Source organism: Agromyces sp. P1_H4, assembly GCF_056405255.1.
The window spans coordinates 1-14,579 of record NZ_JBFUCL010000053.1; the positions used below are offsets into that span (position 1 = coordinate 1).

Here is a 14,579-nt window from a genome sequence, read left to right on the forward strand (position 1 = left end):
ACGCGGAGCACCGCGAGCGCGAGCCGGGCGGCGATGGACTCCTCGGGCGCCTCGGCGGCTCGGAGCGCGCGGCGCAGCAGCGGCACGGCGCCGGTCGCGTCGCCCCGCCGCAAGCAGGCGGCGGCTTCGGCTTCCCCGAGCCGATCGCAGCGTTCCGCGAAGTCGATGGCCTGGGCGACGTCGACCACGCCGCGCCGCAGCTGAGCCAGCACATCGATGCCCTCGACGATCGCGGCGCCCAGGTCGTCGTCGTAGAGCTCGCACCGTTCGACGACCTCGCGCACCGCGCGTCTCGGCGCATCGAGGCAGTTCGCCGCAATGGCCCCGCGGATGACCCGGGCCAGGCCGGGGAGCCCGAGGTCGACGGCGTCGCCTTCCAGGGCGCAGAGCGCCTGCATGGTCGCCGTCGCCGAGGCAAGCGGAACGCGGAGCACCGCGAGCGCGAGCCGGGCGGCGATGGACTCCTCGGGCGCCTCGGCGGCTCGGAGCGCGCGGCGCAGCAGCGGCACGGCGCCGGTCGCGTCGCCCCGCCGCAAGCAGGCGGCGGCGGAGGCCAGCAGCTCGGATCCGCGGTCGAGCGTCGCGACGCGGATCGGCCCCCGCGAGGTGAGCGCGGCGCGGCGCGACCGAGTGCCGACGAGCGCCAGCCGTTCCCCGGCACGCGCACGCTCGACCGCGTCGCCGATCGCCGGGGTCCGCTGCCCCACGTGCGCCGGGACCCGTGCCGACCATCGTCCGGGGGAGCGCCCCGCCGCCGGCTCGGCCTCGAGCAGCTGCCCGAGCGACGGCCAGGCGCCGCCGTGCGCGAGCGCGTCTGCGGCATCCGTCATCGCCTGGTCCTCGAGGAGCACCCGCGCGGCGGCCTCCCCGGCCGCGACGCGTGCCGACGGGGACATCCGTGCGAGGAGGTGCCGTCGGAGCACCGGCGGCAGCGCACGCCGGCCGCCCTGCGCGCGGCCGTGCATGACCTCGCCGTCGTCGAGCGCGCGGATCAGGGCGGCGCCGTCCGTCTCGCCGAGCAGCCGAGAGCACCGGGCGAGGTCGAGGGAGGGCAGCCCGCTCGAGGCGGCGAGCGCGGCCTCCACGCGCGGCTGGAGCTCGGCGAGCACCCGTTCGAGCCACACCGCGGCGAAGTCGCCGCCGAGCGTCGCGGCCATCTCGCGATCGAGCGAGTCCGGATCGACGCGCTCGGCCACGCGCGCGAGCAGGCGGATCGGCTCGGCCCACCCCGCCGTCTCGGCCCGGAGGCGCGAGGCTGTCTCGAGCTCGATCCGCGGGCCGCCGTGCGCGCGCACCAGCGCGACCACCTCGTCGAGCCGGAAGGCGAGCTCGGGTGCGGTGACGAGCGCGTCGCCCTTGACCTCGAACGACGGCATGATGCGGGAGGCGACGACGACCCGCGGCACGCGGCCCTCGGCGAGGAAGCCCTCGAGCACCCGTTCCGATGCCGAGCCGATCAGGTGGTGGGCGTCGTCGATCGCCAGCGATGCGGGCCGGCCCCGCGTGGCCTCGGCCAGCATCCGGGCGGCGACCTCCGGCCGTTGCCAGTCGCGCCCGGCCGTGACGATGCGAGCGGATGCCCCGTCCTCGTCCAGTGCGTGACGCACGAGGGTCGACTTCCCCGCGCCCGTCGCGCCGACGACGAAGACGACCGGTGCCTGGAGCCGGGCGTGCAGGCGCASGCGCCGGACGCCCCCGGCTGACGACGCCGTCGACCCCCAACTGCACCCCATGACCCGTCACCCCAAGACGGTCGAACCCACCCGAACGCGCTCACGCTACGCTCGCCCCTGCCGCGCCGCATGAGGGTCAGCACGGATGGCACGCCCACCCCGCACCCCAATACGGGGGTGCAGCGAGGTACGATGCAGTGCCGCCGAAGCCCCTTCGGAGTAGCCGCCGCGGACGTCGCCGCCGCGGTTCGGACCACGCCCTCCGAGGTGATATCCTCGTACGGTTGCCGATTGCGGCACACGCCCCGATAGCTCAGTGGTAGAGCACTTCCATGGTAAGGAAGGGGTCGTCAGTTCAATCCTGACTCGGGGCTCTGGTTCTCTTCGGTTCGACCGACGAGGCCTACCCGGCGGGGTAGCTCAGGTGGTTAGAGCACACGGCTCATAATCGTGGTGTCGCGGGTTCGAGTCCCGCCCTCGCTACAACAGCAGAACTCCGCGATCGCGGGTTCGTTTCCCTCGGTCGTCGACGCGCTGTCGCTGCCGCGACACACTCACGTGTCGATCGAGACCATGTTGGCTTCGTCGTGTCGTTCACCGGCGGCCGGCTCGAGCGCGGTCAGGCGGGCGGCCTGGTCCGGGGTGAGTTCGACCTCGTCGGCTGCGGTGTTCTCCTCCACTCGCGCCACCCGGCGTGTGCCCGGGATCGGGGCGATGTCGTCGCCGCGCGTGAGGATCCACGCCAGTGCCGTCTGCGCGGGGGTCGCACCGATCTCCGCGCCGATCGCACGGACCTCGTCGACGAGGCGCAGGTTGCGGTCGAAGTTCTCGCCCACGAACCGCGGGTTGGTCTTCCGCCAGTCATCGTCGGGGATGTCGGCCGCGGAGCGGATCTGCCCGGTCAGGAGTCCATGGCCGAGGGGGGAGTAGGGGACGAAGCCGATGCCGAGCTCCCGGAGCAGGGGCAGGATCTCCGCTTCCACGTCGCGCGTCCACAGCGAGTACTCGGTCTGCAGCGCCGAGACCGGATGCACGGCGTGTGCCCGGCGAATGGTCCGTGCGGACGCCTCGGACAGGCCGAAGTGGAGCACCTTGCCCTCGGCGATCAGGTCGGCGACCGCGCCCGCGGTGTTCTCGATGGGCGTGTTCGGGTCCACGCGGTGCTGGTAGTAGAGGTCGATGTGGTCGGTGCCGAGGCGCCGCAGGGAGCCCTCGACGGCGGCCTTCACGTTCGCAGGTGCGCTGTCGATCACACCCGGTCCGCCGCCGGAGTGGGAGACGAGCCCGAACTTGGTGGCGACCTTCACCTGGTCGCGGCGGCCGCGGATGGCCTGGCCGAGGATCTCCTCGCTGAGGTACGGGCCGTACACTTCGGCGGTGTCGATGTGGGTGACACCCAAGTCGAGGGCGCGGTGGATGGTGCGGATGGACTCGTCGTGGTCGAGACCTCCACCCGTCGTGTAGGTGCCGGCCATCGTCATGGCGCCGAGGCCGATGCGGGAGACCTCGAGGCTTCCGAGGTGTGCGTTCTTCATGGTGATGTCCTTCTGTTCGTGTGTGGGTCAGGCCTGGTTCGAGTCAACGCGAGTCCGCTGGAGTGAGCGTGGCCCTACCCATGGGTGCCCCGGCAGGGACCCCATGCGCGCCCTGAGTCGGCGTAGCTTCGATGGCATGGACACCTCCGACGCGATCAGCGAGTTCCTCACCACGCGGCGCGCGAAGCTCACGCCGTCGCAGGTGGGGCTGCCCGACTTCGGCGGTCGACGCCGGGTTCCGGGGCTCCGTCGGGAAGAGGTCGCGCTGGTGGCCGGAATGAGCGCGGAGTACTACAAACGCCTCGAGCGGGGCAACGCGGCCGGGGTCTCCGAAGCCGTCATCGACGGCGTGAGCCGTGCCCTGCAACTCGACGACGCCGAACACGCCCATTTGTATGACCTGGTCCGCGCCGCCAATGCCGGGGCTCACCCGCAGCAACGAGCCCGGACCACCCGGAAGACGCAGCTCACGTCCGGCATGAGGCAGACCATCGACGCCATGTCGACGGTGCCGGTCTTCATACAGAACGGCCGTCTCGACGCCATCGCCACCAACCGGCTCGGGGCGGCCCTCTTCTCAGAGATGCTCGACGGCGTCCGACCGCCGGCCAACGCCGCCCGATTCATCTTCCTCGAACCGCGCGCCCAGGTCTTCTACCGGGAATGGGACGCGCAGACCCGCCAGATCGTGGCCGTCCTTCGCGCCGAAGCCGGCCGTTCGCCATACGACCGTCAGCTGACCGACCTCGTCGGCGAACTCTCCACCCGCAGCGACCTGTTCCGAAAGCTCTGGGGAGCTCACGACGTCCGCGAACACCGCACCGGCCTCAAGCTCGTCCACCATCCGCTCGTCGGCGACCTCGACCTCACCTTCCAGGCGATGGACCTCGCGTCCGACCGGGGACTCCAGATGGTCGTCTTCTCCGCCGAACCAGGTTCGCCGACCCACGAACGCCTCCAACTCCTCGCCAACGTGGCCGAGACCGCCGTTCGGTGACCGTCCGTCCGCCTCGCGACATCCCCCGGCCGCTCGGCCTTTACGGTGGGGGCCGAATGACGGCAGGCTGGCGCCATGCGCAAAGTGATCTACGGCATGAACGTGACGCTGGACGGCTACGTCGCCGCGGCCGGCGACGACATCGGCTGGGGCGCGCCGAGCGACGAGCTGTTCCAGTGGTGGCTCGACCAGGAGGTGGCGATCGGGCTGTTGATGTACGGACGCAAGCTGTGGGAGACGATGAGTTCCCACTGGCCGACCGGCGACCAGCAGCCCGACGCCACCCCTGCGCAGATCGAGTTCGCGCGGAACTGGCGGGACACACCCAAGCTGGTGTTCTCCTCGACGATCGATCGGGTCGACTGGAACGCCCGCCTCGTCAAGGGCGACGCGGTCGCCGAGATCACCCGCCTGAAGGCCGGGGACGGCGAGCCGATGCGGGTCGGCGGTGCCACGCTCGCCGCGGCGGCGATGCGGGCCGGGCTGGTCGACGAATACACGATCGTGACCCATCCGGTCCTCGTGGGGGGCGGCAGGCCGTTCTTCACCACGCTGGACAGCTGGGTGAACCTGAACCTCCTGGAAACGCGAACGTTTCCCGGCGGGGCGGTGATGAACCGGTACGAGACGAGGCGCTGACACGCACTGCGGATGCCGGGGCACAGCGGCCGCGAGAGCGGAGTGCCCCGCCTGCCTCAGCAGACGGGGCACTCGCGCCCTCACGTGCTCGCGCTCACCCGGCGCGGCGCGTGTCCCACGGCTTGGTCGCCTGCGGTCCCTTCGGCAGCGGCCAGCTCACCTTCACGCCCGTGTTCAGCTTCAGCGCGTTCGCGATGGTGAAGAACGTGTCGGTCTGGTCGGTGAGGCCCAGGACGCCGATCGCACTCGGGCCGTAGGCCGCGATGCGCAGCTGCGAACCGGTGTGCTGCTGCGAGCCTCCCTCGGCCGACGTGCCGTAGGAGATCCGCAGCGGAGCCTGCTCGACCGTCGTGAGCGTCGTGCCGAGACCGGGCGTGGGGCCGTCGACGATCTGCGAGGAGTGCGCGTGGTCGGCCGTGACGATCACCAGGGTGTTCTTGTCGGCCTTGGCGAACGCGAGCGCCGCCTGCACCGCCTCGTCGAAGTCCTGCGTCTCGCCGATCTGTCCGCAGGCGTCGGCGGCGTGGTCGCGCTTGTCGATGGAGGCGCCCTCGACCTGCAGGAAGAAGCCCTTCTTGGCCTTCTTGTCGTTGAGGAGCTGGATCGACTTCTCGGTCATCGCCTTCAGCGTGACACCGGATGCCCCGAGGTAGTCGGGGTTCGGCTGGCACTCCACGCCCGTGGCCGCGCCCGAGCCGCCGACGGTGGCCACGTTCGGGGCGAAGCGGGTGGGGAGGTTGCCGCCCGCGAACAGCCCCAGCACCGGGGCATCCTGATTCGCCTTCGACAGCCCCGCGAGGCCGGCGCCGTCAGTGACGACCTCGTAGCCGCGGTCCTCGGCCTGGTCGAGCAGGGACATGCCCGCCCATTCACCGGCCTTGGCGGTCTGCGCGAACGTCGCCGCGCCGCCGCCGAGTGTCACGTCGGGGCGCGTGTCGAGCAGCTGCTCCGAGATCGAGCCGGCGCCGCCGTTCGCCAGGGCGTCCGCACCGCAGCTGGGGCTGTCGGGTCCGTAGCAGCTGCGGGCCGCCACGTGCGCGACCTGCACGGCGGGCGTCGCGTCCTGGATCTCCGAGGTGGTCACGTCGCCCGTGCGCAGGCCGTTCGCCTTCGCGAGCTCGAGCAGCGTCTTCTGCGCGGTGCCGTGGATGTCGACCGAGACCGCGTTGTCGTACGTCTTCGTGCCGGTCGCCCAGCCGGTGCCGGTCGACGCGGAGTCGGGCGTGTAGTCGGGCTTGCCCGCGAGCGGGTCGCCGTCCTTGTAGAGCGAGTAGGTGGTGTACTGGCCGGTCACGGGCAGGGCGTCGATGCCCGGGAGCTCGCCGCCGGCGCCGTAGAGGTAGTCGCGGGCGATCGTGATCTCGCTGTCCCCCATGCCGTCGCCGATGAGGAGGATGACGTTGCGTGCGGGAGTGGGCAGCAGCGAGCGGGCGAGCGCGGCAGCGTCGCCGAAGCCCGACGCGCTGTGGCGGATGGCGCCGCCGGGCTGGTCGGGCGACGGCTCCGGCGCGGCGGTCGCGGAGAGGCTCGACGCGGCGACGATCGCGCCGGCGCCGAGGAGCGCGGCAGCGGCCGACGCGGCCCGCAGCTTGGTGACACGGAAGGGCATTCGGTTCCTCCTGGGAGTGGGGTTGATGGCCGGAAGGCCGGTCGATCGGGCGACCGCAGCCAGCGCACCAGCCCCGGTCGTCCGCAGCGTGAATACCGGACGAAGGCGTGGTGAACTCGCCGCGCCGCACCGGATGAATCGATTCGATGATTCCTTGACAGACCCGGAAACCGCGGCATAGCGTGGAGGGTGGAAAGCGTATTCCTCAGCAAGTCCTCGACGGCGAGCGACGGTCGGCACGACCCGCATGACGGGCGATCGACCATGCCGGGAACGCGCTGGGCACGGAAGCCTCGTCAGACCCTTTCAACGAAGAAGGCAGGCATGGTCTCGTCCATCTCACCACGCAGTTCGGCGCGCTCACCGCGCGGTCGCGCTCTCGAATCACCCACCCCTTCGCGCGTCTCCCGCTGGTCGCGCCCGCTCGTGGCCGTCGCGACGGCCGCGGCCCTGGTCGCCGGCGGCGCCCTGCTCCCAGGAGCCGCGGGCGCCGCGACCGCTGCGCCGAAATCCGACCTCCGTCCCGTCGAATACCTCACCCGGGGGCTGGTCGGCGCCCAGACAGCCGGAGGGATCTTCCTCAGCTGGCGCTTCCTCGGCGACGAACCCGACGGCCTGTCGTGGAACGTCTACCGCAAGGACGGTGACGCCGAATTCGCGAAGATCACCACCATCGCGCCGCGCGACGTGCAGCCCGAGAGCGACTACGACACGAACCCCGGGGTCGTGAAGGAGGACGTCACCCCGTCGAACTACACCGACCCCGACGGCGCGCTCACGTCCGTCTACGAGGTCGCCCCCGTGGTCGACGGCGTCGAGGGCGCACGGCAGGGCATGAGCGTGCCCATGCTCTCGGCGCTCCCGGGCGGGTCGGGCCAGGCCGATCGCGGTGCGGTGCACTACATCCCGCTGAAGCCCGCGCCGGCGCCCGTGCCGCTCGCGCACTTCACCTACCGCGGCTCCGGCAATCGGTTCGGCGGCCCGAACGTCAACCTGAACGCCGCCGGCATGGTCATCCCCGGCACCGGCGGCCAGAACTGGTACGTCGTCGACATGGACCTGCTCAAGGGTTTCCGCGTGGCGTACGAGGAGCAGGCGACGGTGACGCAGGAGCAGCTCGACGGGTGGGTCGCCGCGCTCAACGCGCACAACACCACCCCGAACGCGCTCGGCGTGGCGACCTACGCCGCTCCCCGGCCCCTGACGAACGCCCTCGTCGACGGCAAGGTCACGAAGGCGCTCTACGACGAGCTCGAGGGCGAGTTCATCGCCTACGTCGAGAACCTCGACTCGGGCACCTCGCTTCCCTACGCCGAGACGGCGACGGGCGCCATCGAGACGTCGCAGAGCGGCGCATACTCGACTCACGACATGACCGTGGGCGACTTCGACGGCGACGGCGAGTACGAGATCGTCGTGAAGTGGCGGAGCACCCAGGTCGACCCGATGTACTCCGAGCCGATCTTCGGCGGCGCGAACACCACGACGGCGCCCGAGTACATCGACGTGTACAAGCAGGACGGCACCCTGCTGTTCCGCGTGGACATGGGCTACAACGTGCGGGCGGCCAACGACCACGAGACCACCCTGTTCGCCGAGGACTTCGACGGCGACGGCAAGTCCGAGCTCATGCTGAAGACCGCACTGGGCACGCGCATCGGCAACTGGGACGAGGCCTCGCAGTCCGTCGTCTACCCCGACTCGGGCGTCGTCGGCGGCGAGGACGGCGTGAACTCCACGACCGAGAAGTTCAAGGAGTACTTCGCCACCGGCGACGAGCAGGCGCTCGACACCTACTGGTCGCTCCTCAACAGCTTCAGCATCTCGTACCGGAGCCCGACGGCGGGGGGCGGGAACGACGGACCCAACGATCCGAACATCAAGCGATGGATCAAGACGTACCACGTCGGCCCGATCGGCCCCGCGAAGGACGACCAGGAGTTCTTCTCCGCGTTCGAGTGGAACGCCGACGCCGGGCAGGGCGAGCTCGTCGACAGCGAGACCTACCCGTTCCCCTACCGGGCGAGCGTCGACGGCGAGAACTGGGCGATGACCCCGGCCACCCAGCGCGGCAACTACTCGTACCTGGCGTTCCCGGGCCCCGGCGCGGGCACGTCGGCGAACGACTACAAGGCGCAGATCATGGCCGAGAGCGAGGCGTACTGGCTGCAGCATCCGTGGAAGGCCGCTTCGTTCGGTGACGCGCAGGGCAACCGCGCCAACCGCTACGTGGGCGTCGTCGCGGCGCTCGACGGCGTGAACAAGTACGCCGTGTCGCAACGCGGCTACTACCACCGCACCACGCTCGCCGCCTTCAACCTCGTCGACGGACAGGTGAACCTGCAGGCGAGCTTCGACTCGGCCGACCCGCAGTACTGGTCGCTGGGCGGCAGCGCCTACGACTACCAGAACCGCGGCAACCACTTCACCACCTCGGCCGACCTCGACGGCGACGGCTGGGACGAGGTGGTGCTGAAGGCGATGGTGCTCGGCCTGAACGCCGACAAGACCAAGATCCTGCCGAAGGTGCTGAACGGCGACGTCATGCCCACGATCGAGGGGCAGGACGGCGTCCCGCCGGTCCCCGGCGCGTTCCAGTTCGCGACCGACGAGGTGCGGAACAACCCCGAGAACGTGTGGGCTCCGCTCCGGCACGGCGACCGCAGCGCACTGCTGCCCGTCGACAAGGAGAACCACATCAGGGAGTGGTCGGGCATGGAGGAGCACCTCCTCGACGACCTGCGCACCGGCGTGCACACGGGCTGGCTCCCGGGTCCCGCCGGCTACGACCCGATGAAGGGCAAGCGGCTCGACGAGCACGGCGACGTCGTGGTCGAGAACTCGCTGATCTATGGCGTGTACGCGGCGAGCGACGACGAGGGCAGCGTGGCGGGCAACTACTCCAACCGCTGGCCCGGCGCTCAGGCCGGTTCGGCGGGTGCCACGAACGAGGTGCGCAGCATGGTCACGGGCGAGATCCTGACGACCACGGCGAGCCCTCGGGGCATCGCGCAGGGCCAGAACGCGATCTGGTTCGGGGGCGGCCTGACGCACATGGCGGTCAACGGCTCGACGGTCAACCGCATCGACGACCTGACGTTCGCGGCGTCCTCGTACCTCGCGACCGGCCTGACGTCGACCGGCAACAAGAGCACGCCGACCCTCAAGGCCGACCTGCTCGGCGACTGGCGCGAGGAGCTCGTGCTGCGGGCGAGCGGCAACCGCCTCGGCATCGTCACGTCGCTGGCACCGACCGAGTACGGCATCCGCACGCTCATGCACGACCCGATGTACCGCAACGGCGTGGCCAACAAGAACACCGGCTACGACCAGGTCGGGTTCGCGAGCTTCTACCTCGGCGATGAGGCGGAGCTGCCCGCGATGCGGACCGACATCGCCGTGCCGGCCGCACCTGACACGACGGCTCCGGATGTCTCGGTGAAGCCCGACTCGAAGGGGAAGGACGGGGTCTACACCAAGGTCTCGTTCACGATCTTCGACGCGGGCAAGATCGACCGGGTCACGGTGAACGGCGTGGAGCAGGTCCTGGCCGACCGCACCCACGCCAACGTGAACAACCTCAGGCCCGGCACCCACGGCGCTCGGCTCGGTGCCAACGAGCTGCAGGTGTTCGACGTCGCGGGCAACGTCACCACGGTGACGTTCACGCTGGTCGAGTGACGGCAGTGCTCCGGGCACTGACGCGCTCGGGGTGAAGCGGGGAGGGGTCGGTCCGCATGGGCCGGCCCTTCCGGCCGTCCCGCGGCATCCCACCGCCTCACAGCCCGACGGTCTACCCTGAAGCGTGACTTCCAGCGATGCTCCGGTCGAGGTCGAGGCTCCTGACGAGCCCGCCGCGATCACGTTCGCCGACCTCGGCCTCGACGGGCCGGTGCTCAAGGCGCTCGACGATGTGGGCTACGAGACCCCGTCGGCGATCCAGGCGGCGACCATTCCCACCCTGCTCGCGGGCCGCGACGTCGTCGGCCTCGCGCAGACCGGCACGGGCAAGACGGCGGCGTTCGCGCTGCCGATCCTGGCGCGCCTCGACCTGCACCAGAAGACCCCGCAGGCGCTCGTGCTGGCGCCCACCCGCGAGCTCGCCCTGCAGGTCTGCGAGGCGTTCGAGCGCTACGCGGCGCACCTCAAGGGCGTGCACATCCTCCCGGTCTACGGCGGCCAGGGGTACGGGGTGCAGCTCTCGGCGCTGCGACGCGGCGTGCACATCATCGTCGGCACGCCGGGCCGCATCATGGACCACCTCGACAAGCGCACCCTCGACCTGTCGGAGCTCAAGTACCTCGTGCTCGATGAAGCCGACGAGATGCTCAAGATGGGCTTCGCCGAGGACGTCGAGACGATCCTCGCCGACACCCCAGACGACAAGCAGGTCGCGTTGTTCTCCGCGACCATGCCCGCCGCGATCCGGCGTATGTCGAAGCAGTACCTGCACGACCCCGAGGAGATCACGGTCAAGACCAAGACCCAGACCTCGGCGAACATCACGCAGCGCTACCTCGTCGTGTCGTACCAGCAGAAGATCGACGCCCTCACGCGCATCCTCGAGGTCGAGAACTTCGAGGGCATGATCGTGTTCGTGCGCACGAAGAGCGTCACCGAGGAGCTCGCCGAGAAGCTGCGGGCCCGCGGCTACTCGGCCGCGGCGATCAACGGCGACATCGCCCAGGTGCAGCGCGAGCGCACGGTGAACCAGTTGAAGTCGGGAAAGCTCGACATCCTGGTGGCGACGGATGTCGCGGCGCGCGGCCTCGACGTCGAGCGCATCAGCCACGTGGTGAACTTCGACATCCCGAGCGACAGCGAGCCCTACGTGCACCGCATCGGCCGCACCGGCCGCGCGGGCCGCACCGGCGACGCGATCAGCTTCGTGACCCCGCGCGAACGCGGCCTGCTCACCCGCATCGAGAAGGCGACCAAGCAGCCCATCACGCAGATGCAGCTGCCGAGCGTCGACGACGTCAACGTCACCCGCCTGGCCCGCTTCGACGACCGCATCCGCGCGGCACTCGGCCAGGCCGAGCGCATCGACGGGTTCCGCGACATCATCGCCCACTACGTGCGCAACCACGACGTGCCCGAGGCGGATGTCGCGGCAGCGCTCGCCGTGGTCGCGCAGGGCGATTCGCCGCTGCTGCTCGAGCCCGAGCCCGTGCGCCCGCCGCAGCGGTTCGACCGCGACGACCGCGACCGCCCCGGACGCGGCGAGCGCGGCGACGGCCGTGGCGCCGAGCGGTACCGCGGCGAGGGCGACCGCCCCGAGCGGCGACCGCGTCCCGGCGCGAAGCCGATGACCACGTACCGCATCGCCGTGGGCCGGCGTCACAAGGTCGAGCCGCGCCAGATCGTCGGGGCGCTCGCGAACGAGGGCGGCCTGCAGCGCGACGACTTCGGCGCCATCCAGATCCGGCCCGAGTTCTCGCTCGTCGAGCTTCCCGCCGACCTGTCGCCCGACACCCTCGACCGGCTCACGGGCACGCGCATCTCGGGACGGCTCATCGAGCTGCGACCCGACACCGGCGGGCCCCGCCGTCGCGACGACCGTGGCGATCGCGGAGACCGAAGCAGCCGCCCGCGTCGCGACACCCGCGACCCGCGTCCGCGCTGGGACGACCGCGAGAGCCGCGAACGCAGCGCAGGCGGTGACGCGTCATCCGAGCACGGCGGTGACGATGCACCCGCCCGCAAGCCGCGGCACAAGACGGCCGGGGCCGCCACGACCGACTGACGCGGATGCCGCGGCGGTCCGCCGCGGCATCCGTCGATCGACGTCTCAGCGGAGCGCCCGAACGGCCCCCCGCACGATCGTGACGGCGCCCACGGCGGCCAGCACCCACGGGCCGGCGATGAGGATCGGGTCGATCCAGGTGTGCGACCGGTCGACGCGGGTGACGCCGAACCTCGAGCGCACGCCGTGCCGGCGGAACTCGCTCAGCACGCCCGTCTCGGTGATCGGGTTGTCGGGGCGCAGCGACGCGAACGACCGCACGTGGGCGCCGACGGAGTCGACGCGGTCGCCGAGAATGAGCAGCAGCCAATGCGCGGCGCGTCCCTCGCTGTACCGGTCGTAGGCGTACCGGCGGATCGCGCCCGATACGCCGTGCAGCGGCTGCGCGGTGCCGAAGACGGGGGTCAACTGCTGGTGCTCGATGGAGCGCTCGCGGCTGCCGTGCTCGGGCTGGCGGTCGGGGAAGGTCCAGTGCGCACCGGTACCGTCGGGGTCGTGCCACTCGCGCGGCACGGCCGGGCGGTCGGCGGGGTCGAGGTCGGCGCCCCATCCGGCGATGCGGGCGCGCAGGGCTTCGCGGTCGACGTGGTAGTCGTGCTGGGTCGGCGTGTACGGCATGGTGATCTCCTCCTCAGGCGGCGCTCGGCACGATGATCGGCTTGATGCAGTCATCGAGCTTGGCCGAGAACATGTGGTACCCCTCGGCGATGTGCTCGAGTGGGATGCGGTGGGTGACGATGTCGCTCGGCTTCAGGTAGCCGTTGCGGATGTGCTCGAGCAGCCGTGGCCACTGCCGCTTGACGGGGCACTGGTTCATCCGGAGCGTGAGCCCCTTGTTCATGGCATCGCCGAACTTCACGGCGCTGAACATGGGTCCGTAGGCGCCCATGACCGAGACGGTGGCGCCCTTGCGCACGGAGTCGATCGCCCAGTTGAGCGCGATGGGGGAGCCGCCCTGGAGCCTGAGCTTGGCCGACGTGACGTGCTGGGTGAAGTTGCCGTCGGCCTCCGCGCCCACGGCGTCGATCCCGACATCCGCGCCCAGGCCATCGGTGAGCTTCTTCAGGTGCACGACCACGTCGTCGACCTCGGCGAAGTTCACCGTCTCGGCGTCCGCGAAGTCCCGGGCCTTCGCGAGCCGGTACTCGAGGTGGTCGACCACGATCACGCGCCCGGCGCCCATGAGCCACGACGACTTCGCCGCGAAGAGGCCGACGGGGCCCGCGCCGAAGACCACGACGGTGTCGCCCTCCTCGATGTCGCCGAGCTGCGCGCCGAAGTACCCCGTCGACAGGGCGTCGGTCATGAGCAGCGCGTCCTCCTCGTCGAGCCAGTCGGGGATCACGCCGGGGCCGACGTCGGCGAACGGCACGCGCACGTACTCGGACTGCGCGCCGTCGTAGCCGCCGCAGGTGTGCGAGTAGCCGTAGATGCCGCCCACCGCGGTCGCGTTCGGGTTGACGTTGTGGCAGTTCGAGTAGAGGCCGCGCGAACAGAAGTAGCACGACCCGCAGTAGATGTTGAACGGCACCATCACCCGGTCGCCCGCCGTGAGCCGCTCGACGGACGACCCGACCTCGACGACCTCGCCCACGAACTCGTGCCCGAACGTGTGGCCCACCCTCGTGTCGGGCATCATGCCGTGGTACAGGTGCAGGTCGGATCCGCAGATCGCCGCAAGTCGCACGCGCACGATCGCATCGTTCGGATGCTCGATCCTGGGGATGTCCTTCTCCTCGACGCGCACCTTGTACGGTCCGCGGTACACCATGGCCTTCATGGGTTCCTGCTCCTCGTGATCGGTCGCGCACCCAGGCCGGCCACGAAACCATCCGCCGTTCGGCGAGGCAAGGGGGTTGCGCGTGGGTCGGTCGGCGGATGCCGCAGGGCGTCGCCGAGGCACGGCCGCATCCCTGCCCGTGTGTGCGAGGCATCCTCACACCGCCTATCCTCGATACGGATCGTGCGCCCCATTCGGGGGTGCCGGCGGAGCGAGCAGGCGGAGGTGGCGACGGCGATGTCCGAGCACGACGAGTCCGCGGGCCGGTCCGGGCGACGCCGGGGACGCCACGCCGCACCGGCCGACTCGACCCCAGCGGTCGGCGGCCTGACGTCGGCGCTGGGAGCAGGGTTCGCACGCGCTGCCACGTGGGTGGGGCCGCGGCGCGCCACGGCGGTCGCATGGGTCTCGAAGCGGCGACTGCCCGTGTTCGTGGTCGCGGCCACGTTCGCGACGGTGGCGATGCTCGGTGGCACCATAGCCGTGCTGCAGTCCACCGCGCCGCCGCACCAGGCCGACGACGCCGCCCCGGCTGTCGGCACCGTTCGGCCGACCTCCACCGAGCGCGGGGAGCCCGGCACGTTCGGCCCGATCCTCCCG

The 14,579-nt window shown here is 70.9% G+C and carries 10 protein-coding genes and 2 tRNA genes; 7 read left to right on the forward strand and 5 right to left on the reverse strand.

Annotation, left to right across the window (positions count from 1 at the left end; all coding sequences use genetic code 11):
• The coding region (locus AC1DY2_RS05570) for a winged helix-turn-helix domain-containing protein (RefSeq protein WP_476761513.1) at positions 1-1,607 on the reverse strand (1,607 nt) is incomplete at its 3' end.
• Between the two features lie 368 nt (positions 1,608-1,975).
• Between AC1DY2_RS05570 and AC1DY2_RS05575 the strand changes: the two genes are divergently transcribed.
• Positions 1,976-2,047 (forward strand) — tRNA-Thr (locus tag AC1DY2_RS05575).
• 35 nt (positions 2,048-2,082) lie between these two features.
• Positions 2,083-2,156 (forward strand) — tRNA-Met (locus tag AC1DY2_RS05580).
• A 71-nt stretch (positions 2,157-2,227) separates the two neighbouring features.
• On the opposite strand, the gene AC1DY2_RS05585 is transcribed toward AC1DY2_RS05580, so the two are convergent.
• The gene (locus AC1DY2_RS05585; protein WP_476761514.1) at positions 2,228-3,208 is read right to left on the reverse strand and encodes an aldo/keto reductase; all 981 of its coding nucleotides are present in this window, start codon (positions 3,206-3,208) and stop codon (positions 2,228-2,230) included.
• A gap of 136 nt (positions 3,209-3,344) precedes the next feature.
• Between AC1DY2_RS05585 and AC1DY2_RS05590 the strand changes: the two genes are divergently transcribed.
• Both AC1DY2_RS05590 and AC1DY2_RS05595 read left to right on the forward strand, forming a co-directional pair.
• Positions 3,345-4,205 (forward strand): helix-turn-helix transcriptional regulator, encoded by an 861-nt coding sequence (locus AC1DY2_RS05590; protein ID WP_476761515.1) that lies wholly within the window; start codon positions 3,345-3,347, stop codon positions 4,203-4,205.
• A gap of 75 nt (positions 4,206-4,280) precedes the next feature.
• Positions 4,281-4,844, forward strand: a complete 564-nt coding sequence (locus AC1DY2_RS05595) for a dihydrofolate reductase family protein (RefSeq protein ID WP_476761516.1) — start codon at positions 4,281-4,283, stop codon at positions 4,842-4,844.
• 94 nt (positions 4,845-4,938) lie between these two features.
• Here AC1DY2_RS05595 and phoA read toward each other — a convergent pair whose 3' ends face one another.
• Positions 4,939-6,453, reverse strand: a complete 1,515-nt coding sequence (gene phoA / locus AC1DY2_RS05600) for an alkaline phosphatase (RefSeq protein WP_476761517.1) — start codon at positions 6,451-6,453, stop codon at positions 4,939-4,941.
• A 426-nt stretch (positions 6,454-6,879) separates the two neighbouring features.
• Between phoA and AC1DY2_RS05605 the strand changes: the two genes are divergently transcribed.
• Together AC1DY2_RS05605 and AC1DY2_RS05610 are read left to right on the forward strand one after the other, a co-directional pair.
• Positions 6,880-10,134, forward strand: coding sequence for a rhamnogalacturonan lyase family protein (locus AC1DY2_RS05605; RefSeq protein WP_476761518.1), 3,255 nt, complete (start codon positions 6,880-6,882; stop codon positions 10,132-10,134).
• Positions 10,135-10,258: 124 nt separating this feature from the next.
• Entirely contained in the window at positions 10,259-12,199 is a 1,941-nt protein-coding gene (locus tag AC1DY2_RS05610) for a DEAD/DEAH box helicase (protein WP_476761519.1), read from the forward strand.
• 45 nt (positions 12,200-12,244) lie between these two features.
• On the opposite strand, the gene AC1DY2_RS05615 is transcribed toward AC1DY2_RS05610, so the two are convergent.
• Both AC1DY2_RS05615 and AC1DY2_RS05620 read right to left on the reverse strand, forming a co-directional pair.
• On the reverse strand, positions 12,245-12,817 hold the full coding sequence (locus AC1DY2_RS05615) for a hypothetical protein (protein ID WP_476761520.1): 573 nt from the start codon (positions 12,815-12,817) through the stop codon (positions 12,245-12,247).
• Positions 12,818-12,830: 13 nt separating this feature from the next.
• Positions 12,831-13,979, reverse strand: a complete 1,149-nt coding sequence (locus AC1DY2_RS05620; RefSeq protein ID WP_476761521.1) for a zinc-dependent alcohol dehydrogenase — start codon at positions 13,977-13,979, stop codon at positions 12,831-12,833.
• A 225-nt stretch (positions 13,980-14,204) separates the two neighbouring features.
• Between AC1DY2_RS05620 and AC1DY2_RS05625 the strand changes: the two genes are divergently transcribed.
• Positions 14,205-14,579 (forward strand): hypothetical protein (locus tag AC1DY2_RS05625; RefSeq protein WP_476761522.1); only part of this gene is annotated, 375 nt, incomplete at its 3' end.